This is a genomic window from Kitasatospora sp. NPDC001225 (genome assembly GCF_053597855.1).
In genome coordinates, this window is the sequence record NZ_JBSFJC010000003.1 from 73,554 (window position 1) to 93,165 (window position 19,612).

Here is a 19,612-nt window from a genome sequence, read left to right on the forward strand (position 1 = left end):
TGGCCGGTCCGGTCAGGGAGGAAGAGCCGAAAGATTGCGGACACCTGCCGAAGCACCCGTACTCCGAAGCGGAGGAGTTCCGTCATGCTTCGTACCCGCCGCGACCACTGCCTGCGGACACTGGTCCGAGCGCCCGCGGCCACGGCACGGCTGGTCTGCCTCCCGCACTCCGGCGGCAGCGCGGCCGGCTACGGCCCGTGGTCCACCGCCCTCCCCCCGACCGTCGAGCTACTGGCGGTGCAGTACCCGGGGCACGGCGACCGCTTCGGCGAACCGCCGTCCACCGACGTGCGCGCGCTGAGCGCGGAGCTGGCCTCCGAACTCCTGCGCCTGCCACCGCTGCCCACCGTGCTGTTCGGGCACAGCCTCGGGGCCCTCGTCGGCTACGAGACCGCCGTCACCCTCGGCACCCTGGGGCGCCCGCCGGCCGGCCTGCTGGCCTCCAGCTGCCCGCCGCCCGGCCGGGCCGGACGGATCCGGGCCTGCGGACTGTCCGACGAGGTCCTGTGGTCCCTGATCCGCTCCCTGGGCGGCATCGACCCGGACCTCCCCGAGGAGCCGGAGGTCGCGGAGGCCGTCCTGCCCGTCCTGCGCGCGGACCTCACCGCGCACGAGCAGTACCGGGTGGAGCCGCGGACCGCGCCGCTGGCCTGCCCGGTCCGCTGCCACCACGGCACCCTGGACCCGCTGGTCGACCGCGCCCTGGTCGCCGAGTGGGCGGCCGTCACCACCGGACCGTTCAGCCTCCTCGAACGCGAGGGCCACCACTTCCACCTGTTCCAGCACCCCGAGGGCGTCCTCGCCGACCTCGCCGCCTTCCTCGACGCGGTGACCGTCGACGCGACGGCCGCCCCGGCACCGCGCCTCCCCGCCCCGAGCACCGCCGACCCGAGCACCGCCGACCCGAGCACCGCCGACCCGGGCGCCTCCACCCCGGGCGACTCCACCCCGCGCCCGGCGCGGGCCCTCTGATGCGGAGCTGACCATGACCGAAGCCGTCACCGAGACGATCACCGACCTGACCTACTCCACCTACCTCCAGATGGACACCCTGCTCTCGCTCCAGCAGACCCGCTTCCCCGAGTCCACCGACCGGAGCGTGGCCCTGGCCGAGCACTTCTTCATCGTCGCCCACCAGTCCTGCGAGCTGTGGCTCAAACAGATCGTGGCCGACCTGCGACTGGCCCGGGACCTCCTGAACGCCCCCGGCGACCCGGCCGGCGGAGCCGAGGACGGGGTCGAACTCCTCCAGCGGGCCGCCGAGTTGCTCCGCGTCCTGCACGAGCAGGTGATCGTCCTGGAACGCCTCCCGCTGCGGCACTTCGTCCGGTTCCGGCCCTACCTCGGCACCGCCAGCGGCGCCCAGTCGCAGCAGTTCCGGGTGCTCGGCCGGCTGCTGGAGGACGGCACCGAGACGAGCGAGCTGTACCGGGCCTTCCTGGCCGACGCCGACCGGCAGGGCCTGAGCGCCGCCGACGTCTGCCGCCTCGGCGTCGCCTGCGGCGGCCCGCACCGGGTCGCCGAGGCGCTGCTCGACGTGGGCAACGGTTACTGGCGCTGGAAGGTGGCCCACCTGGGCCTGGTGACCAAGATGGTCGGCGGGCAGCAGGGCACCGGCGGCACCTCCGGGGAGGACTACCTGCTGCGCCGGATCACCCTCCCGTTCCGCGACCTGCGGCAGCTGCGCGGCAACCCGCACACCGAGGTGCTCGCCACCAGCCCGGTGTAGGGCCCCTGCCCCCATCACCCGACGTCCGAAGCCTGAAGTCCGTAGGAGCGACCGAGCCATGCTGCACGTCGACGTGGCATCCATGACCGCCCGCCAGCGCCAGCGCCTGCTGCTGTGGAGCGTGGTCCCCCGGCCGATCGCCATGGTGAGCACGGTCTCCCCCGGCGGGGCCGTCAACCTGGCGCCCTTCTCGTACTACACGGCCGTGGGCTACTCCCCGATGGCGCTGCTCTTCTGCGCCAGCCGGCGGGCCGACGGCACCGAGAAGGACTCCTGCCGCAACGCCCGCCTCCCCGCCGAGGGCGGCACCGGGGAGTTCACCGTCAACGTCCTGATCGAGAAGCACGCCGAGGCCGCCACCACCACGGCGAAGCCGCTCCCGTACGGCGAGTCGGAGTACGACCTGGCCGGGCTGCGCGCCCTGCCCGGGCACGCCGTCCGCTCGCCGCGCATCGACGGCTCGCCGCTCGCCTTCGAGTGCCGCACCTCCTCGGTCGTGCCGGTCGGCGACCACTCCGTGGTCATCGGCGAGGTCGTCCACGTCGTCGCGGAGGAGGGACTGGTCGACGAGACCGGCTTCCACCTCGACCTGGACCGGCTGGGGTCGGTCGGCCGGATGGGCGCCGCCGAGTACGTCCGCACCCTGGACCGCTACGCCGTCGGCGGCTGACACCCGTCCGGCGGGACCTCGGCCCCCGGCCGTCACCTCCTCCGCGCCCGAACCGTTGCAGCAACGGGACGCCCGGCAGTGCCGGACGCGGCCCCGGAACGGTCGGGCGAGGTGTGAGGACGCGGCTGGTGGACGTCTACGAGGCTGTCGAGACCCGTCGGGCGGTGCGGGGGTTCACCGACCAACCGGTGCCGAGGGAGGTGCTCGAACGGGTGCTCGCGGCCGCGTCCCGCGCCCCCTCCGGCGCCAACCTCCAGCCCTGGCACACCTACCTGGTCACCGGGGAGCGGCTGGAACGGCTCAAGCGGCTCGCCGTCGCCCGCGCCTCCTCCGGCGACCAGGGCGACGACCCCGAGTTCGAGATGTACCCGCCCGAACTCAAGTCCCCCTACCAGGAACGGCGCCGGGAGGCCGCCGAACAGCGCTACCGCGCCTTCGGCATCCCCCGCGAGGACCGGGACGCCCGGCAGCGGGCCGTCGTCCGGAACTGGGACTGCTTCGGCGCGCCCACCGCGCTGTTCAGCTACATCGACCGGTCGATGGGCCCGGCCCAGTGGGCCGACCTCGGGATGTACCTGCAGACCGTCATGCTGCTGCTGCGCGCCGAAGGGCTGCACAGCTGCCCGCAGATGGCCTGGTCCGTCTACCACCGCACCGTCGCGGACGTCCTGTCGCCGCCCGCCTCCCTCGTGCTCTTCTGCGGCCTCTCCGTGGGCCACCCCGACCCGGCCGCCCCCCGCTACCGGGTGGGCCGGGCTCCGCTCGACCAGACGGTCACCATCCTCGACTGACCGCTCCCGACACCGCCTTGCCCCTTCACCTCCTTGCCCGTTCACCTCCTTGCCCCTTCACCGTCCGACGGCTCCATGTCCGACGGCTCCACCGACGTACCGCGGAGGCGACCTCCCGTGCCCGAGAGCCCGGCCCCGACGCTCATACCCGGCCGCGCCCCCGTCCCCGTCTACCGGGGCATGGACCGCGCGGCCCTCGACCGCCAGTACACCCCCAGCCACCGCGTCCCCGACCTCCGGGCCTACCTGGACCGCTACGCACGGGACAGCGCGAACGCCCGCCGCCGCCACCCCGTCCTCACCGGCCTCCCGTACGGCCCGCACCCGGCCGAGACCCTCGACTACTTCCCCGCCCCCGACGGCCCCGGCGGCCCTGACGGCCCGCCCCCGCTCCTGGTCTTCGTCCACGGCGGCAACTGGCAGGAACTGTCCAAGGACGACTCCGCCTTCCCCGCCCCGCCGCTGCTCCGGGCCGGCGCCGCCGTCGCGGTCGTCGGCTACGGCCTGGCCCCCGACACCCGGCTGGACGACATGGTCGCCATGGTCCGGCGCGCCGTCCACTGGCTCCACCACCACGCCGACGCCCTCGGCTTCGCCCCCGACCGCCTCCACCTGGCCGGCCACTCCGCCGGCGCCCACCTCGCCGCCATGGCCCTGCTCCCCCGCGTCCCCGGCACCCCCCACCACGGGCCCGACGTCTCCGCCGCGATCGCCGGCGCCACCCTGCTGAGCGGCATGTACGACCTGGAACCCGTCCGCCTCTGCTACGTCAACGACGCGCTCGCCCTCGACCCGGCCGCCGCCCACCGCAACAGCCCACTGCACCACCTCCCGCCGCGCCTGCCCCCCGTCGTCCTCGCCCGCGGCGCCGACGAGACCGCCGAGTACGCCCGCCAGCACGCCCTGATGGCCGCCGCCCTACGCCCCCGCACCGCCCTCACCGACCTCGTCGCCCCCGCCCACAACCACTTCTCCCTCCCCTACGCACTCGCCGCCCCCGGCTCCCCCCTCGGCGCCGCCGTCCTGACCGCACTCGCCCGCGGCAGGCCCCGGAGCGTTCCGGCCGGCCGTTCCAGTCGGGAGTGAAACCGCAGGCCGGAGGGGGGTGGAACCGGTGTCCTTCGCGGTGGACCTCGACGACGACCGGCCGTTCCGCACCGTGGGCGTGCACGACGCGCCGAACTACTTCCCCAACGGCACCTCCTGGGCCCCAGCCCACGCCGGGCAGTAGCCGGGGAGGGCCGGGCGGAGGGACCGGGGCGACTCCGGGTACGGGCGGCGGAGCGGACCGCCCGGCGCCGCCCGCCTCGTGCACCCCGGTGCCCGATGCCGCACCTTCAGGCCAGTCGGCCCGCCGAACGCAGGGCGGCCAGCGCGGTGTTGACCGCCTTCGCGGAGTGGTCCTCGCCGGTCAACCGCTGGTGGTAGCCCAGCCCGCCCGGGTTCTCCAGGTTGACCTCGATCACATACGGGTAGGCGAGGTCCAGCCCGGCCCAGAAGATGCCGTGGTCCATCAGCCGCTTGCCCAGCTTCCGGACGAACTCGTCCTCCTCCGGCGTCAGCCGCAGCGGTTCGTAGCGGGCGCCGACCGTGGCGTTGGCCCGGTTGTCGTTCTCCCGGGGGAAGCGCAGGAAGCCGGACACCGGGGTGTCGCCGGCCACGATGACCCGCTTCTCGTTGCTGCGCACGTTCGGGATGTAGGACTGGAGCACCGCGTGCCGCTTCGTCATTCCGATCACGTCACGGCCGTAACTGACCTGACGGGACTGGGCGTTGCCGGTGGCCGAGGAGAGCAGCGCGGTGCGGTTGCGGTCTCGTTCGTTGACCACGAAGACATCCGCCCCGCACCCCTGGTTGGTCGGCTTGACCACCCAGGAGCGCTCCGGGTCCGCCTCGACCAGCCCGTTGAACACCTCCAGGTCGTTGGAGACGTAGGTGACGGGCAGGTGCTCGCGCGGCACCAGCACGCCCAGGTTGCTCTTCGCGTTGAGGTAGAACAGCGCGGTGGCGTCGTTGACGAACGGCACCCGCTGGTTGAGCTGCCAGAGCAGTTGGACGCAGTCGGTGAGCGCCTCCGGGTGCGTTCCGGCCAGCACCCAGACCAGATCGTACTCCTCGGCCGAGGAGTACGACCGGCGGTGCGCCGGGAAGTCGCCGTCGGCGGCGAACTCCTCACTCAGCCGCACCTGGTCGCACACCACCACCGAATCGTGCACGCCGAGCGAGTCGATGTCCCCCACGTGGACCTCGTGGCCCTCCCGGTACAGCGCGGTCGGGATGATCGACTGGTTGTCGAACATCTTGAACCGGTGCACTTCGGAGATCAGGACCAGGATCTTGTACGGCATCAGCACTCCTCCAGGTTCGCCATCAGCCAGGCCTCGGCCCGCAACAACCGTTCCTCGACCTGCTCCGCGTCGGCACCGGCGACGATCACGAAGCACAGGTGCGAGGCGCTGTAGAGGGTGACCGCCCCGGGCTCCAGTTCCTCGTTCACCTGGTAGTGCCGCACCCACGGGAACGGCGGCCGCCCCGGCGCACGTACCGGCCGCCCCTGCGGCAGGACGGACACCGAGCCGTGCACCTCGGTCGGCGGCGCGGCCGGCGGCGGCTGGACGGGCAGCCCGGCGGACTGGCGCAGCACCGAGGTGTGCAGGTCCACCCCGTAGGTGGCCCGGGTGAGCCACGGAATGCGGTCGCCGCCGACCCGCGAGGCGATCTCGCACATCACCAGCTCGTCGTCCGGTGTGTGGAACACCTCCAGGTGGTAGGCGCTGACCGGCGGGACGTCGAAGGCGGACAGCGTCCGGTCGAGGAACTCCTCCAGCCGCCGGGCCATCCCGCTCTCCGGGTGCAGCTGGACCGAGCCGTTGTTCTGCCCGGTGAAGACCCCGAGGCAGCTGCGCAGGTAGCGGGAGGAGGCGACGAAGCGGTAGCCGTCGCCGAGCACCGCGTCGACGTGGTACATCGGGCCGTCGACGAACTCCTCGGCCATCAGGTCCTCGCGCCAGCGCCGCCGGGCGAAGGCGAGCAGTTCCTCGTCCCCGTGCAGCACCGCGATGTCCCGCGAGCCGCCCTGGCTGACCGGTTTGACGACCACGGGGTAGCCGACCGCCTCGATGAGGCCGGTGAGGTCGACGACCGTGTCGAGCCGGGCCCAGCGGGCGGTCGGCACGGCCCGGCCGGCGACCTCCTTCATCACCGCCTTGTCGCGGAACGACCGGGCGCTGTCCGGGGTCTGGCCGCCCAGGCCGAAGTCCGCGCGCATCCGGGCGGCCCGTTCCAGGTCGTACTCGTTGTCGGTGATGATGTGGGTGAACGGCCGTTGCCGGTGCAGCCGGCGGATCGCCAGCTCCGTGTAGGGGACGGCGTCGGAGTCCGGGACGTACTCGTAGCGGGCCAGCCGCTCGGTGTTCTTGAGCTCGTTCTGGCTGAACACCTGCAGCTTGTCGGCGAGTTCGGGGAACATCCCGGGGTAGTCGTGGCCCTGGCCGTAGTTGAGCACGGCGACGTTGGTCATGATGGGTCGGCCTCACAGTGGACGTGCGGTGCGGGAGGGGTGTTGGTCGGTGCGCCGGTGGGGGGCGGCGCGGGCGGTGCGCGGGGCCGCCGGAGCGAACACCGGTTCGGCGACTGCGCCGACGACATCGAGGACCTGATCGCCGACCAGCGGGAGACGACCCAGCGGGCGGCGGCCGGAGCCTGAGGAGGGCGCGGACCGGCCGGGTCGAGCGCCCGGCCCTCCCGCCGTTCAGCGGTGGACACGGTTCGCCAGGAAGGTGCCGGCCGAGGCGAGGACCAGCCCGGCCAGGGTCAGCGCGCCGAGCGGCTGGTCGAGCAGCACCGCGGCGAAGGCGGCGGTGCACATCGGGACCAGGTAGAACAGGCTGCTGACCTGGCTCGTGCCGTGCCGCTGCAGCAGGTGGTAGAGCAGGCCCACGCCGACGATCGAGTTGATCAGCGCCGTCCACAGCAGCACCGGCCAGTACGAGGCGGTGAACTCCACGGACCAGCCCTCGACCAGCAGCGCGGGAACCAGCGCCGCCGCCGCGGCGGCCAGCAGCTGCACCGCGTTGCCGCCCACCGGCTCCATCCGCGCACAGTGGCGCTTCTGGTGGACGGTGCCGTACGAGATGCCGAGCAGGCCCAGCAGCAGGAAGCCGAGGCCCAGCAGGTAGCCGCCGGACAGGTCGATCCGGTCGGCGACGGCCAGCGCGACGCCGCCCAGCCCGAGCACCAGGCCCAGGCACTGGCCGCGGGTGACCCGCTCGCCGAGCAGCGGCACCGCCAGCAGCGATGTGGTCAGCGGGTAGAGCGCGATGACCAGCGCGGCGAGCCCGGAGGACACCCCGAGCTTCATGCCCATGTAGATGCTGGAGAACTGCACGCCCTGGACGAGCACACCCGCCACCGCCAGGTGCAGCAGCAGGCGCCCGCGGGGCAGGCGCTCCCGGCGGATTCCGGCGATCGCCAGCAGTACCAGCCCGGCGATCGCGAACCGCAAGGTCGCGAAGGTGTACGGCGCGGCGTGCCGCAGGCCGAGCTTGCCGGAGATGAATCCGGAGCTCCAGACCACCACGAGCGCCACACGCAGGGCCGCGCCGGTCCCCCGGCCCCGCCGCTCGTCGGTCCCCACGGGCGGGCCTGCGTCCGGGACGGCTTCGCGCGCGGCGCCCTCGAGCGGCGGGGTCGGCATCGTCATCTCCGAGCTCCTCTGGATCTCCTCGATTGTTCGATATAGAGCACCGTAGAGCAGAATATCGCTCACGTCGAGACGGGCAGGCCCTGCGGCGACATCCCGGGAGCGAAACGCCGACTGCCCCACGGACCGCTGTCCGTGGGGCAGTTGGCGAGCAGGCGGCGACGCCCGGAAGTCAGTAGAGGCTGGAGAAGAGGACCCCCACCAGCTGGGCCGGCTCGTCCGTCTCGTTGCGGAAGCTGTGCGGATGGCCGGCCGAGAACTGGATGCTGTCGCCGGCTCCCAGCACGTGGTCCACCCCGTTGTAACGGACCACCAGCTCACCCCGGGTGACGGTGATCAGATCGGACCCCTCGTGCTGGAGCTCCTCGCCGAGACCGCTGTGCGGCGCGAAGTCACCGGTGACCACCTGGTAGCCGAGCTCCGGGGAGCGCACCACCCGGTAGACCACCCCCGGGGCCCGCTGGAGCTCCTCCTGCCCCTCCCGGGGGAACAGCGCGGGGGTCGCCCGCCCCCGGGAGAAGCCCAGGAAGGAACCGACGTCGTGGCCGAACACCCGGGCGAGCCGGCCGAGCCGCTCCAGCGCGATGTCGGTCTCCCCGCGCTCCAGCGAAGCCAGGAAGGAGACCGACAGTCCGCACTCGGCGGCCACCTGCCGCAGCGACATACCGCGCTGGGTGCGCAGCCGCTGCAGCACCTCGCCGGGGCGCGGGAAGCCCAGCTCCGGATCGCGGGGTCCGGGAGCGCCGGTGGAGGGTGCCGAATCAGCCATGATCGCATCCTAGGCGCCGCAGACCTGCCCACCAATGCCCGTGCACGCCGCTCCCGGCCCTCGTCCGACGCGGCCCGGAACCCGCCTCCCACGCCTCCCGCGCCTCCCCCGCCGTCCGCGGCTTCGGCGCCCGGGCGGCCGCGTGCCGCACCGTCTCCTGCTGAGGCCGGGCTTCCGCTCCCGACCCCTGGTTTGTGTCAGCATCCTTGACATAACCTCGGCGCATGACCGACCGCGTAGTCCCCGAGCCGCAACGGCGGCGGCGGCGCCCCACCAAGCAGGGTGTGGTGCTGTCCGCCGAGCTGATCGTCGACACCGCGATCCGGCTGATCGGCCGGCACGGCGCCGAGGCGCTCACGGTGCGGCGGCTGGGCGCCGCGCTCGGGGCCGATCCGAGCGCGGTCTACCGCTACTTCCACAGCACCGACGACCTGCTGCTCGCCGTCGCCGACGAGCTGATCGGCCGGGCCCAGCACGACTGGCGGCCCACCGGCGACTGGCGCGCCGACCTGCGTGCCATCGGCCTGCGCATCCACGCCAGTTACCTGGCCCACCCGCAGGCCGCCATCCTCGCCGCCCACCGCACCACCGGCCGCGCCCACGAGATCGCCGCCGTCGAGGCGATCCTCGGCGTCCTGCGCACGGCGGGCTTCCCGGACCCGGAGGCCGTCCGGATCTACCACGCCTTCGTCGACCAGAGCCTCGGCTTCGCCGCCCTGGACGCCGCCACCCTCGCCCTGCCGTCCGCCGCCCAGAACGCCGACCTCGAGGTCTGGCAGGCCTCCTACGCCCGGCTCGACGCCGCCGAGCACCCCCACATCGCGGCCACCGCCCACCTGCTCACCGCCGACATGCGCCGCAGCGGCTACCCGTACGCCCTGGACCTGCTGCTGGACGCCGCCGAGGCCCGGCTGCGGGCCGCCGGGGGCTGAACCCCCGATCCGGGGAACGCGAGGGCCGCCGGTGGTGGGCCCCCGTGCGCCCACCACCGGCGGCCTTCGTCCGGCCCCCTGCCGCGGTCAGTCCGCCGCGTGCACCAGCTCCCCGCCGACGTAGGTGCGCTCCACCCGCGCCTGCGCGATCTCCTCCGGCGGCCCGGTGAGGATGTCCCGGTCGAGCACCACCAGGTCCGCGAGCCGCCCAACGGCCAGCACCCCGGCGTCGTCGTGCCCGTTGAGGTACGCGCTGCCGGCCGTGTACGCGGCGATGGCCGAGCCCAGGTCGAGCCGCTGCTCGGGCAGGAAGACCCGCCCGTCGGTGGCCTCCGGCTCCATCCGGTTGACCGCCACGTGCAGCCCCGCCAGCGGGTCCGGGCTGCTCACCGGCCAGTCGCTGCCCGCCGCGAGGGTGGCGCCGGCCCGCTGGAGGGAGCCGAACGGGTACTGCCAGGCGGCCCGCTCCGGCCCGAGGAACGGGATGGTCAGCTCGTCCATCTGCGGCTCGTGCGCGGCCCAGAGCGGCTGGATGTTGGCGACGGCGCCGAGCCGGGCGAAGCGCGGGAGGTCGTCCGGGTGGACCACCTGGAGGTGGGCGAGGTGGTGCCGGGCGCCGCGCCGCCCGTTGGCGGTGCGGGCGGCTTCGATCGCGTCCAGCGCCTCGCGCACGGCCCGGTCGCCGAGCGCGTGGAAGTGCACCTGGAAGTCGAGCGCGTCCAGTGCGGTGACGTACCCGCGCAGGGCCTCCGGGTCGACGAAGCTGAGGCCGGAGTTGGCGGTGGCGCAGCCGCAGCCGTCCAGGTACGGGCTGGTCATCGCGGCGGTGAAGTTCTCCGCGATGCCGTCCTGCATGATCTTCACCGAGCCGGCCCGGAACCGTCCGTGGGCCAGTTCCCCGCGCCGCCGCACGAGGTCGGGGATCTGGTCGGCGCCGCGGTCCCGGTCCCACCAGAGCGCGCCGGTCACCCGGGCGGTCAGCGCGCCGGAGCGGGCGGCGGCCAGGTAGGCGTCGGACGGGTCCGGCTGGCCGTTGAACTCGCCGAGCAGCGCGTCCTGCCAGCCGGTGATGCCGAGCGAGTGCAGCAGCCGCTGGGCGCGGAGCAGTCCGGCCAGCCGGTCGGCGGCGGTGGCGGGCGGCAGCAGCCGGGCGACCAGGGCGGTGGCGCCCTCCTGGAGGGTGCCGCCGGGGGTGCCGTCGGCCTCGCGCTCGATCCGCCCGTCGGCCGGGTCGGGGGTGTCGGCGGTGAGCCCGGCGAGTTCCAGCGCCCGGGTGTTGGCCCAGGCGCCGTGGTGGTCCCGGTTGGTGAGGTACACCGGCCGGTCGGGGACGACGGAGTCGAGCAGCTGCCGGGTGGGCAGGCCGCCTTCGAAGCTCTCCATCGACCACCCGCTGCCGGTGATCCACTCCTGGTCCGGGTGGGCCTCGGCGTACGCCCGGATCCGCTCCAGGTAGTCGGCGACGCCGACCGTCCCGGTGAGGTCGCAGGAGGCCAGCTCGGCGCCGCCGAACACGGCGTGGATGTGGGCGTCCTGGAAGCCGGGCAGCAGCAGCTTGCCGGTGAGGTCGACGACCTCGGTCCGCGGCCCGATCAGCTCCCGGACCTCGTCGTGCCCGACGGCGGCGATCCGCTCGCCGACGACCGCCAGCCCGCTCGCCCGGGTGCGGGCCGCGTCGCCGGTGTGGACGGGGCCGTGGGTGAAGACCAGATCGGCCTGGGTCATGGGTGGTGCTCCGTTCTCGCGTGGTCGTGCCTGGTCGTGCGTCGTACGGGCGGCTACCCGGCCGCCGCGTCCTCCCGCAGGAAGTACGGCGAGCGCCGCCGCCAGCGGGCCCAGGCCGCCGCCGGCAGCCCGCTGACGATCATCATGATCACCACGGACAGCTCGAACCAACCGTTGTCGGCGGCGAGTTCGAAGTGGTCCGTGGAGTCGTAGAAGGTCCAGGCGAGGTAGCCGCCGACGGCGAGCAGCGCCGCCGCGCCCAGCAGCGGCCCGACCACCGCGCGCAGCCCCTCCAGCGGGGCGGTGCGCAGCAGGTGGCGGAACCGGACGGCGGCCGCGACGGCGGTCAGCGCGTAGTAGAGGGCGACGACGATGCCGATCGCGTTGACCGCGGCCGAGATCAGGTCGTTGACGGTCGGGATGGCGATGGAGGCCAGCGCCAGGGCGACGGCGACGCCGGTGATCAGCAGGGTGCCGACGGCGGGCGTGGCGTGCCGGGGGTGCAGGCGGGTCCAGACCGGGCCGAGCACCCGGTCGCGCCCCATCGCGTACATCCCGCGCGCGGTCGGGATCACCGAGGACTGCAGCGAGGCCACCGCGGAGAACATCAGCGCGATCAACGGCAGTGCGGCCAGCGGCTGTTCAGCCAGCTTCGTGCCGAAGTAGGTCAGCCCGTGGGCGCCGTTGTCGGCCAGCTCGTCGATCGGCAGGACCCGCTGGAAGGCGGTGCCGGCGAGCAGGAACAGCGCCAGCATCACCACCAGGGCCAGCAGGCCGCCCCGGGAGGCGTCCCGCGGGTCGCGCACCTCCTCGCCGACGCTGAACACCGACTCGAAGCCCCAGTAGCAGAACACCGCCAGCACCATGCCCTGGGCGACGGCGTCGAAGGAGGGGATGTCGAAGGGGTTGAACCACTGGAGCGAGAACGGCTGGTCGCCGGCGAACAGCCCGTAGCCGCAGAAGCCGAGCAGGACGGCGTACTCGAAGACCAGCAGCGCCTTCTGCAGCCGGGCCGCCAGGTCCAGTCCGCGCACCGCGACCAGCGCGGCGCCCACCAGCACCACCAGGCCGATCAGGGTGCACTGGACGGTGGAGTCGGCGTCGAGCCGCAGCCCGGCCACGCTGCGGACGTGGGCCTGGTCGAGCAGCTGGACGATCGAGGAGCCGGTGACGGTCGTGGTGTACGCCATGAAGACGACGGTCCCCACGGTGTTCACCCACCCGGTGAGGAAGCCCAGCCACGGGCTGAGGGTGCGCCCGACCCACCGGTAGCTGCTGCCCGCGTCCGGCTCGACGGCGTTCAGCCGCCCGTACCCGCCGGCGATGGCGAGCACCGGCAGGAAGGCCAGCAGCATGATCGCCGGGAGGTGCAGGCCGACCACCCCGGCCATCAGGCCCAGGCCGATCCCGATGCTGCTGGTGGCGGCCGTGCTGGAGGCGGCGATCGCCGCCCCGTCCAGCAGGCCGAGCGACTTGTGCATCGCGACGTGCGTTCCTGCCGCGTCCGCTCTCGGACCGCCGCCCGTGTCCTTCACCGTCGATGCCAACGGATCACCGCCTTGGTCGTGGGGTGCGCGTGTGGGGGAAGCTCCCGTACCGGTCGTGGGGGGTGACGCGGGCCGGAAGTGCGAGCCATGAAACCGGCGGCGCCGCCACACGTCAATGCCGTTGTCATAAGGCCGCGCGCACCGCCGAAAGCGCCACCGGGCGGGTCCGGCGGTGGTCATGCTCCGCTCGACGCGTTGTCGGTGTCCGGAGCCAGAATGGGATCATGCCCTCCCTGGAGACCACTCCGAAGATCCGCGCCCGGATGAGCAAGCAGCGCAGTCACGACACCGGTATCGAGGTCACCCTCCGCAGGACCCTGCACGCCGCGGGGCTCCGCTACCGCGTCCACCGCAAACCGCTCAAGGGCGTACGCCGTGAGGCCGATGTCCTCTTCGGCCCCGCGCGCGTCGCGGTCTTCGTCGACGGCTGCTTCTGGCATGGTTGCCCCGAGCACGCGACATGGCCGAAGAACAACGCCGACTTCTGGCGCGAGAAGATCGAGAAGAACCGCGCTCGGGATGTCGACACGGACGCCCGCCTCGCCGACGCCGGCTGGCTGTCCGTCCGCGTCTGGGAACACGAGAACGCCGCCGAGGCCGCCGAGCGGATCGTCGCCTTGGTGCGCGAGCGGCGGGCGAGCCATGGACCGCAGCCCGCATCCGAACCGACCGAGTACGTCAGACCCTCCATCGCCGGCTAGACTCTGGCCACATGACCAGCTCGGACGCAGCCCGTTCCATCCCCGCGAAGCCGCACATTCTCGACCTTTTCGCCGGTCCGGGCGGTCTTGACGTGGCCGCAAAGATGCTCGGCGTCGAATCGCTCGGGATCGAGTGGGACAAAGATGCCTGTGACACGCGTTACGCGGCCGGGCTCAGGACGTGGCACGCGGACGTCAGCACGGTCCGACGCAAGCGGTTCGAGGAACTCGACGCAGACCTGAATGTGCTGGCGGGCGGTCCGCCCTGCCAAACGTACTCCGTGGCCGGGAACGGCGCGGGGCGCAAGGCCCTGGAGAAGGTCGAGAAACTCATCCACCAACTGGTGGACGGGGCCGGCGAGGACGAGATCGACGAGCAGTTGGAGAGGATGGGTGGCGATCCCCGAACCGCCCTGGTCTTGGAGCCGCTCCGATACGCGATCAAGGCCCTCGACAGCGAGAAGCGGGACCGGCGACCGTTCGACGTGATCGTTCTGGAGCAGGTTCCCGCGGTCAAGGCGCTCTGGGAGGTCTACAAGGTCGCTCTGGACAAAGGCCTGCCTCGGGAGAACGGGACGCGAGTCCGGTACAATGTCGCCGAGGTCAAGACCTTGCACACCGAGGCATACGGCGTTCCCCAGACCCGTCGCCGCACGATCCTGATCGCCCGGCTCGCCGAGTACGACGCTCCACGGCTCCCGGCGCCCACCCACCACATCTTCAACCTACGCAAGCCCGAACAGGGCAGCCCCCAGGACATCCGAACCGCACTGCCGGTGGACGGGGTCGCGGCGCCGCTACTGCCCTGGGTCCCGATGGAGGACGTCCTCACCGACCGACAGCCTCCCTTCGAGATCGTGTCGAACTACGGCAGCGGCGGCGACCCCAAGAAGCGTGGCATCCGTACGTACCGGCAGCCGTCGTTCACCGTCACCGGGAAGGTGTCCCGTAACGCCGTCCGACGACACCCGAACGGCGAACCGCTCACCCCGGATCGCCTGACCATCGACGAGGCCGGTGTCCTCCAGTCCTTCCCGCCCAACTACCCCTGGGACGGTGGCGACCGGTCCCAGCAGGTGGGCAACGCGGTGCCTCCACTGTTCGGCATGCACGTGCTGGCAGCGGCGCTGAACATCCCACTTCCCTCGGAGAAGGTCCTACGGAAGCGCTGGGCCCGGCTCGACACGGAGTCGCCAAAGTACAAGAAGCTCCGCCTGGAAGGCTGCGATACCGAGAAGGGCTGCGGCACCAACTGCCCGAGGCCCGAAGATCAGGCATCCGCATCGACCTCCGCCGCTGCCACGTCCCGCCCCCGGACCGGTGCGTCCGCGAAGAGGTCGGCGAAGTAGTCCACCAACACGCTCACGGACAGCTCCGGCGCGGGTTCCTCAGCGGGGCCCGCCGGGAGCGCGTTCCGTGACACCTGGCGGGCGGTCTCGGCCTCGTCGATCCAGTCCAGCAACGGGCGAGGGTCGCGATCGGGGTGGTCGGGTGCGATCACGTCGTACATCAGGGTCGCCGCGGAGGCGTTGACGGCCCCGGCCAGGGCGTTCGCCTCGCGCCCACCGGTGACCGTTCCCTTCGCGACCAGCCGCGCGATCGCCTGCGCGGTCGGCCGGTGGTTGATCACGGACATCCGTAGCGCCGTGTTCAGGATGTCCTGGTTGCCGCAGGCCGCGACCACGGGGGCGTAGTCCGCCCCGTCGCGGAAGAGTTCGGCCGCCCACCACAGCCGGGAGAAGGCCTGCTTGTGGTACGTCCCGCGAAAGCGGTCGGACGCCACCTTGGCCGGCTTGCCGTCCTTGGGTTCCGCCAGGTGCCGCCAGACCACGTAGTCCGGGGCGACGCCGAGGGCGAGGTAGTTCCAGAAGCCGGGGTCGGCCGCCTCGCGGCGGGTGAGTCGGAGCACGGCGTGGAGGCGGGGAGCCAGCCAGGCGTCGGCCTGGGTGACCTTGAGCCCGCCGGCCCGGCAGTAGGCCATGGCGTCATCGACCAGGTCGCGGACGGGTTGCAGTTCGCCGCGTCGGTCGGCGTGCGGGAGCGGTTCGGTGACCTGGTTGAGCTTGATGCTCGGCACGCTCTCACGACCGGTGAGCAGGCCCTCGGTGACGAACTCCGTCGCCTCGGCGCCGGGCAGCAGGGCGAGCCGCCCCGGGAGGTAGTCGGGCCGGTCGGTCATGCGTCGTCCCCCTGCGTGAGGCGTTCCAGGTCGTGGATGGTGGCGGAGAGCGTCCGGGGGACGCCTGCCCGCCGGGAGGCGGCGTAGTGGATCCGGGATTGGAGTTCACCCCAACCGGCGGCGGTCACCCCGGTGCGAGCCCTGTGGACCGCCCGCAGGGCGGCCTCCGGCTCACGGTCGGCGTACACGTCCGGGAGCATCTCCCGGAGCACCTCGCCCTGCCAGCCGTGCGGGAAGACCGGGGTGCCGTCCTCCTCGACCTCCAGGTCGCCGACGGCGGAGTGGAAGACCGCCGTCCAGACCTCGGAGCACATCTGGGCGAGCAGGAGCTCCCGGACGGTCTTCTCCGGGCCGCTTCCGCCGTCGGCGCCGATCAGGTCGCCGAGCCCGTCGAAGTCGGAGTTGACGCGCACGAGCGGGATGCGGCCGGTGGTGTCGACCAGCCACGGCGAGTCCTTGAACTGCTGGAGCCGACTCGCTCCGGACCCGAACTTGAGCATCTTGACGTCGAGTTCACGGGCGAGCGACGGAACGGCCTCGATCACGTCGACGAACCACTCCACGTCGGAGGTGGCGATCACCCGGCCGGGCACGCCGTCCACGGTGGCCACCACGTGCACAGTGAGCGAGGAACGATCGAGGAGGTCGCACCGGTACAGGTAGAGCTCGGCCGTCCGCGCGCGACCGTCCTCGGAGACCGGGGAGAACTCCGTCGTCGTACGGGTGTTGGTGGCACGCTCGGCGAGAACCGCGACGACCTTGACGTTCTGCCAGGGCCCGGACGGGTCCACGGCCTTCGCCGGGAGTTCGACGGACAGGCGGAGCCGGGCCTGGGTCCAGTCGGGGCGGTCCTCGTCCGGCCCTAGGGCGACGACGCGTTCGATGGTGGAGAGGTACTTGCTCTCCAGATCCTCCCAGGGCTCGCCCTCGGCCTTGAGCTGGGCGCTGTCGACGCGCCAGGACACGGTTCCGGTGAATCGTCGGTAGGGGTAGACCTTCACGCCTGCTCCTCCTTTCCGCTGCGGAGTTCGACGACGAGTCCGGTGAGTTGGGCCCGGACCGGGTGGCGGGAGACGTCGGTGACGCCTCGGAAAACGGCCTTGCGGCTGCCCGGTGACAGGTGCAGGGATCCGTCGACCACCTCGCAGCCGGTGACGGCGACGAGCTCCTTCCACGGCGCGGCCGGCCGCGGGCCGGAGCGCACGTCGAACTTGGCGACCGGCGTGACCGGACGGCCCGAATCCGCTCCGGACGGGATCCGGAGGTCCACGGTGACCGACCAGGCCCCCGTCTCGTCGATCACCGCATCCACGTTGTCCAGTTCGGGCAGGGCCACGGCGGCCGCCTGACGTGGCCGCTTCTTCGTCGCGCCGCCGACCTTGAGCCGACCGGCGATCTTGGCTTCTCCCCCGTTGCGGCGCTTGGCCTTGGGAATGGCGACGAGGTCACGCACGGCGGCGTTCACCTCGGTGGTCAGGTTGTTGATGCGCCGGTAGGCGGAGGGGGAGTAGGAGAGCCGCAGCTCCTCCGTCTGCCCCCACTTGTTGTGCTCCGGCGGCTCGGAGGCCCGGAGGAACTCCTCGGCAGCCTCGGCGCCGAGCGCGTCCGGGCCCGCCGCGCGGCCGGTGAGGAGGACGGCCTGAAAAGGGTTGGTGCCGATCGGCATATTGGGAACGGCACTGTCCTTGACCGTCATACGGTTGCCCCGCATGGAGACCACGCGGTTGGAGCGACCGTCGGCGTCCTCGGCGTCGGTGACCAGGACCACGGCCTCGTGCGGCACGAAACCATGTGCCGGGCCGCCGCCGTGGAGCGGAACCTTGAGCGTCACGGTGGCCCGGGCGACCTGACCGCGTCCGGTGAGACGGTCGACGGTGGCGCCCTCCAGGAAGGCCCGCAGCGCACGGGTCCGGGCGGGCTGGGCCGCGGCCGGGTCCACGTGCTCCTCTCGAATGAGTTCTTCGCCGTTGCGATAGGTACGGACGGACGCCTCCAGGTGCGGCCTGTGCTCACCGCCGCCGGTCATCGCGGCCCAGAAGTTGCGACCGAGCGCGTCGACCAGTCGGGCGTGCATGCGGTGGATGGAGTCGTCGTCCTCGGTGGTCTCCTCCTCGTCCACGGCACCGTTGACGGCCGAAAGGCTGGCCACGTCGTGGGCGCCGACGATGAGGAACGACGTGCCGGGGGCCCCGCTCTCACGGGTGAGATGGAGATTCTCCACGGTCTCTTCGTCCGCCCACCAGGAACGGACCACTTCCGCGGCCCCGTTGACCGGGTCGGCACGTCCGAACCAGGCCGGGCCGGCGCACGCCCGACCGTCGACCTCGCGCCAGGGCAGGTCGAGTCGGCCGATGAGCCGTCGCTCGGTGCGCCCCTCGTGTGGTTCGGAGAGGGTCGAGTTGATCAGCACCAGGCCGAGTCGGCTGGTCGCCCACAGTGTGGCCTTGCCCAGACCGTAGGAACCACCTGCGCCGAGATCCCGCTTGTGGCTGTCGAGTTGACGACGGACCACGGCGGCGAAGAGCCCGTCCGCGTAGTCATCACCGGTCAGGCCGGTGGCGTTGTAGTCGTCGACCCGGAGCAGCACCAGGCGGTCGTTCTGGTACATGTCGCGCAGCCCGGCCGCGATCGTGCGCGACACCTTGCTCTGCTTCCCGCCGTCGGCGGTGAGCGCCTCGTAGTGCGGAGACAGGCGATCCCATCGGATGGCCTCGCGGAACCGGGCGAGAGTCTCCCCGGTGAGCTCGTGCAGGGTGTAGCGTACGCGGACCGGCTCGGCCGGATCGAGGCGGGCGTCGAGACTGTTCTGGGTGGCTTCGCGGGCGAGTACCGAGACATCCGCCTCGAAGGCGAAGGCGGCGGCGTTGCCGTACTCCCGGCCGCCGTCGGGGTGGGCCGGCCGGTGGTACCAGTCGACGGGCAGACCGAGTTGGGCGTCGGCGCTGCGGGTGTGGATGGTCTCCAGGTCGGTGTTGAGCACTTCGGCGATGCGCCGGACGGTGTCGTCCCGGGGCACGGAGCGTCCCACGATCCAAGCCGAGACGGCGGCCCGGGTCACTTCCAGGTCGATCGCCAGATCGGTCTGGCTCTTCCCTGCATTCCTGAGCTGGCGCGCCAGCCAGGGGCCGAACTCCTCAGCCGCCTTCACGTCCCACCTGCTTCCGCATGGCCTGTTTCACGAGGTGAGAGCCACGATAGCACGCATGGTTGACAGGGCCACCATCTTGTCAACAAACCCTTGACAGGCGCCGGCTTCAATGCGGGAAGGCATTGGACGCAATCGAGAAAAAGGAATCGAGAGCCCTCGCCCTCTTGTCCGAATTAACCCGATGGCCCCTTATGACCACAGTTGCAGGACGCCGGAGCCGCGGGTAAGGTCGTTGCCAATTCCACGGCAGGAGCCGCGGAAGGAAGCCCTAACACGGGGTGTGGTACATCTTTTTCCTGGGGGGGAATACTCTACGGCTGCCTCCGGAATTCCTTCGCGGATTCCGTGGATCCTCGCGCGGCCCGTTCTCCTCCTGCACCAGTTCGCACCATCCCGTCGTGCAATCCCACGAATGCGAAAGCGCAGGTACCGCGGTGTCCCCGAAGCACTCTCCGAACCACCACATGCGTTCCATCGTCTCCACCTGCGACGCGCTCGCCGACGACCCGCAGGCCCTGGGCGTGTACCTCTACCTGCACGACCTGACCCCCGACATGGTCGCCATCTACCGGAACGCCATCCGCGACACCGAGGCCCGGGCTCGCCGCCCGCGCCGGAACCCCGGCCAGTGTCAGCGCATCACCGGCCGCACTCGCCGCTACATCGTCACGGTCACCGTTCACCGCACCCACTGACGGAACGTCCGACAGTCCTCGCGC

At 72.2% G+C, this 19,612-nt stretch carries 19 protein-coding genes; 10 read left to right on the plus strand and 9 right to left on the minus strand.

What is annotated here, in order from left to right; genetic code table 11:
- Window positions 1-84: 84 nt before the first annotated feature.
- The 5 genes from ACWDCZ_RS01645 to ACWDCZ_RS01665 all read left to right on the plus strand — a co-directional run bounded on the left by ACWDCZ_RS01645 (window position 85) and on the right by ACWDCZ_RS01665 (window position 4,276).
- Window positions 85-972, plus strand: coding sequence for a thioesterase II family protein (locus ACWDCZ_RS01645; RefSeq protein ID WP_449814948.1), 888 nt, complete (start codon window positions 85-87; stop codon window positions 970-972).
- Between the two features lie 13 nt (window positions 973-985).
- Window positions 986-1,729, plus strand: a complete 744-nt coding sequence (locus tag ACWDCZ_RS01650; RefSeq protein ID WP_049649214.1) for a tryptophan 2,3-dioxygenase family protein — start codon at window positions 986-988, stop codon at window positions 1,727-1,729.
- Window positions 1,730-1,787: 58 nt separating this feature from the next.
- Entirely contained in the window at window positions 1,788-2,399 is a 612-nt protein-coding gene (locus ACWDCZ_RS01655) for a flavin reductase family protein (RefSeq protein ID WP_074004076.1), read from the plus strand.
- Between the two features lie 128 nt (window positions 2,400-2,527).
- Window positions 2,528-3,190, plus strand: a complete 663-nt coding sequence (locus ACWDCZ_RS01660) for a nitroreductase (protein ID WP_049649215.1) — start codon at window positions 2,528-2,530, stop codon at window positions 3,188-3,190.
- 117 nt (window positions 3,191-3,307) lie between these two features.
- The gene (locus ACWDCZ_RS01665) at window positions 3,308-4,276 is read left to right on the plus strand and encodes an alpha/beta hydrolase (protein ID WP_449814949.1); all 969 of its coding nucleotides are present in this window, start codon (window positions 3,308-3,310) and stop codon (window positions 4,274-4,276) included.
- A 251-nt stretch (window positions 4,277-4,527) separates the two neighbouring features.
- Here ACWDCZ_RS01665 and ACWDCZ_RS01670 read toward each other — a convergent pair whose 3' ends face one another.
- Both ACWDCZ_RS01670 and ACWDCZ_RS01675 read right to left on the minus strand, forming a co-directional pair.
- Window positions 4,528-5,538, minus strand: a complete 1,011-nt coding sequence (locus tag ACWDCZ_RS01670) for an ATP-grasp domain-containing protein (RefSeq protein ID WP_387966958.1) — start codon at window positions 5,536-5,538, stop codon at window positions 4,528-4,530.
- Window positions 5,538-6,710: an ATP-grasp domain-containing protein gene (locus ACWDCZ_RS01675; RefSeq protein WP_449814950.1), complete on the minus strand. Its 1,173-nt coding sequence runs from the start codon at window positions 6,708-6,710 to the stop codon at window positions 5,538-5,540. Before ACWDCZ_RS01675 ends, ACWDCZ_RS01670 begins: the two co-directional genes overlap by 1 nt.
- Window positions 6,711-6,752: 42 nt before the next feature.
- Between ACWDCZ_RS01675 and ACWDCZ_RS01680 the strand changes: the two genes are divergently transcribed.
- A complete protein-coding gene (locus ACWDCZ_RS01680; protein ID WP_449814951.1) occupies window positions 6,753-6,896 on the plus strand; it encodes a hypothetical protein in 144 nt (47 codons plus the stop codon).
- A 45-nt stretch (window positions 6,897-6,941) separates the two neighbouring features.
- On the opposite strand, the gene ACWDCZ_RS01685 is transcribed toward ACWDCZ_RS01680, so the two are convergent.
- Complete coding sequence (locus tag ACWDCZ_RS01685; protein ID WP_449814952.1) at window positions 6,942-7,892, minus strand: DMT family transporter; 951 nt, start codon at window positions 7,890-7,892, stop codon at window positions 6,942-6,944.
- A 172-nt stretch (window positions 7,893-8,064) separates the two neighbouring features.
- Window positions 8,065-8,661 (minus strand): cupin domain-containing protein, encoded by a 597-nt coding sequence (locus ACWDCZ_RS01690; protein WP_049649217.1) that lies wholly within the window; start codon window positions 8,659-8,661, stop codon window positions 8,065-8,067.
- Between the two features lie 224 nt (window positions 8,662-8,885).
- Between ACWDCZ_RS01690 and ACWDCZ_RS01695 the strand changes: the two genes are divergently transcribed.
- Window positions 8,886-9,593: a TetR/AcrR family transcriptional regulator gene (locus ACWDCZ_RS01695; protein WP_117490533.1), complete on the plus strand. Its 708-nt coding sequence runs from the start codon at window positions 8,886-8,888 to the stop codon at window positions 9,591-9,593.
- An 87-nt stretch (window positions 9,594-9,680) separates the two neighbouring features.
- Here ACWDCZ_RS01695 and ACWDCZ_RS01700 read toward each other — a convergent pair whose 3' ends face one another.
- Window positions 9,681-11,318 carry an amidohydrolase gene (locus ACWDCZ_RS01700; RefSeq protein ID WP_387820476.1) on the minus strand — a complete coding sequence of 546 codons (1,638 nt, stop codon included), beginning with the start codon at window positions 11,316-11,318 and terminating at the stop codon, window positions 9,681-9,683.
- Between the two features lie 53 nt (window positions 11,319-11,371).
- Window positions 11,372-12,799, minus strand: a complete 1,428-nt coding sequence (locus ACWDCZ_RS01705) for an APC family permease (protein ID WP_049649220.1) — start codon at window positions 12,797-12,799, stop codon at window positions 11,372-11,374.
- 290 nt (window positions 12,800-13,089) lie between these two features.
- Here ACWDCZ_RS01705 and ACWDCZ_RS01710 point away from each other — a divergent pair, with 290 nt between their 5' ends.
- Together ACWDCZ_RS01710 and ACWDCZ_RS01715 are read left to right on the plus strand one after the other, a co-directional pair.
- Window positions 13,090-13,566 carry a very short patch repair endonuclease gene (locus ACWDCZ_RS01710; RefSeq protein WP_387966963.1) on the plus strand — a complete coding sequence of 159 codons (477 nt, stop codon included), beginning with the start codon at window positions 13,090-13,092 and terminating at the stop codon, window positions 13,564-13,566.
- A gap of 11 nt (window positions 13,567-13,577) precedes the next feature.
- On the plus strand, window positions 13,578-14,915 hold the full coding sequence (locus tag ACWDCZ_RS01715) for a DNA cytosine methyltransferase (protein ID WP_387966964.1): 1,338 nt from the start codon (window positions 13,578-13,580) through the stop codon (window positions 14,913-14,915).
- Here ACWDCZ_RS01715 and ACWDCZ_RS01720 read toward each other — a convergent pair.
- Genes ACWDCZ_RS01720 through ACWDCZ_RS01730 form a run of 3 tightly spaced genes read right to left on the minus strand, consistent with a single transcriptional unit; the run spans window position 14,837 to window position 18,893 of the window.
- Window positions 14,837-15,745, minus strand: coding sequence for a DUF6339 family protein (locus tag ACWDCZ_RS01720; RefSeq protein ID WP_380776276.1), 909 nt, complete (start codon window positions 15,743-15,745; stop codon window positions 14,837-14,839). The genes ACWDCZ_RS01715 and ACWDCZ_RS01720 overlap by 79 nt on opposite strands.
- The gene (locus tag ACWDCZ_RS01725; protein WP_449814953.1) at window positions 15,742-16,746 is read right to left on the minus strand and encodes a hypothetical protein; all 1,005 of its coding nucleotides are present in this window, start codon (window positions 16,744-16,746) and stop codon (window positions 15,742-15,744) included. Before ACWDCZ_RS01725 ends, ACWDCZ_RS01720 begins: the two co-directional genes overlap by 4 nt.
- Entirely contained in the window at window positions 16,743-18,893 is a 2,151-nt protein-coding gene (locus ACWDCZ_RS01730) for a helix-turn-helix transcriptional regulator (protein ID WP_449814954.1), read from the minus strand. The genes ACWDCZ_RS01725 and ACWDCZ_RS01730 overlap by 4 nt, the downstream gene beginning before the upstream one ends.
- A gap of 464 nt (window positions 18,894-19,357) precedes the next feature.
- Between ACWDCZ_RS01730 and ACWDCZ_RS01735 the strand changes: the two genes are divergently transcribed.
- The gene (locus ACWDCZ_RS01735; protein WP_449814955.1) at window positions 19,358-19,588 is read left to right on the plus strand and encodes a hypothetical protein; all 231 of its coding nucleotides are present in this window, start codon (window positions 19,358-19,360) and stop codon (window positions 19,586-19,588) included.
- Window positions 19,589-19,612: the final 24 nt, after the last annotated feature.

Coding starts and splice junctions, on each gene's coding strand:
- ACWDCZ_RS01735 (WP_449814955.1), top strand. CDS start 19,358: ATGCGTTCCATCGTCTCCACCTGCGACGCGCTCGCCGACGACCCGCAG.
- ACWDCZ_RS01700 (WP_387820476.1), bottom strand. CDS start 11,318: ATGACCCAGGCCGATCTGGTCTTCACCCACGGCCCCGTCCACACCGGC.
- ACWDCZ_RS01650 (WP_049649214.1), top strand. CDS start 986: ATGACCGAAGCCGTCACCGAGACGATCACCGACCTGACCTACTCCACC.
- ACWDCZ_RS01715 (WP_387966964.1), top strand. CDS start 13,578: ATGACCAGCTCGGACGCAGCCCGTTCCATCCCCGCGAAGCCGCACATT.
- ACWDCZ_RS01655 (WP_074004076.1), top strand. CDS start 1,788: ATGCTGCACGTCGACGTGGCATCCATGACCGCCCGCCAGCGCCAGCGC.
- ACWDCZ_RS01675 (WP_449814950.1), bottom strand. CDS start 6,710: ATGACCAACGTCGCCGTGCTCAACTACGGCCAGGGCCACGACTACCCC.
- ACWDCZ_RS01690 (WP_049649217.1), bottom strand. CDS start 8,661: ATGGCTGATTCGGCACCCTCCACCGGCGCTCCCGGACCCCGCGATCCG.
- ACWDCZ_RS01685 (WP_449814952.1), bottom strand. CDS start 7,892: ATGACGATGCCGACCCCGCCGCTCGAGGGCGCCGCGCGCGAAGCCGTC.
- ACWDCZ_RS01705 (WP_049649220.1), bottom strand. CDS start 12,799: ATGCACAAGTCGCTCGGCCTGCTGGACGGGGCGGCGATCGCCGCCTCC.
- ACWDCZ_RS01710 (WP_387966963.1), top strand. CDS start 13,090: ATGCCCTCCCTGGAGACCACTCCGAAGATCCGCGCCCGGATGAGCAAG.
- ACWDCZ_RS01695 (WP_117490533.1), top strand. CDS start 8,886: ATGACCGACCGCGTAGTCCCCGAGCCGCAACGGCGGCGGCGGCGCCCC.
- ACWDCZ_RS01645 (WP_449814948.1), top strand. CDS start 85: ATGCTTCGTACCCGCCGCGACCACTGCCTGCGGACACTGGTCCGAGCG.
- ACWDCZ_RS01670 (WP_387966958.1), bottom strand. CDS start 5,538: ATGCCGTACAAGATCCTGGTCCTGATCTCCGAAGTGCACCGGTTCAAG.
- ACWDCZ_RS01720 (WP_380776276.1), bottom strand. CDS start 15,745: ATGACCGACCGGCCCGACTACCTCCCGGGGCGGCTCGCCCTGCTGCCC.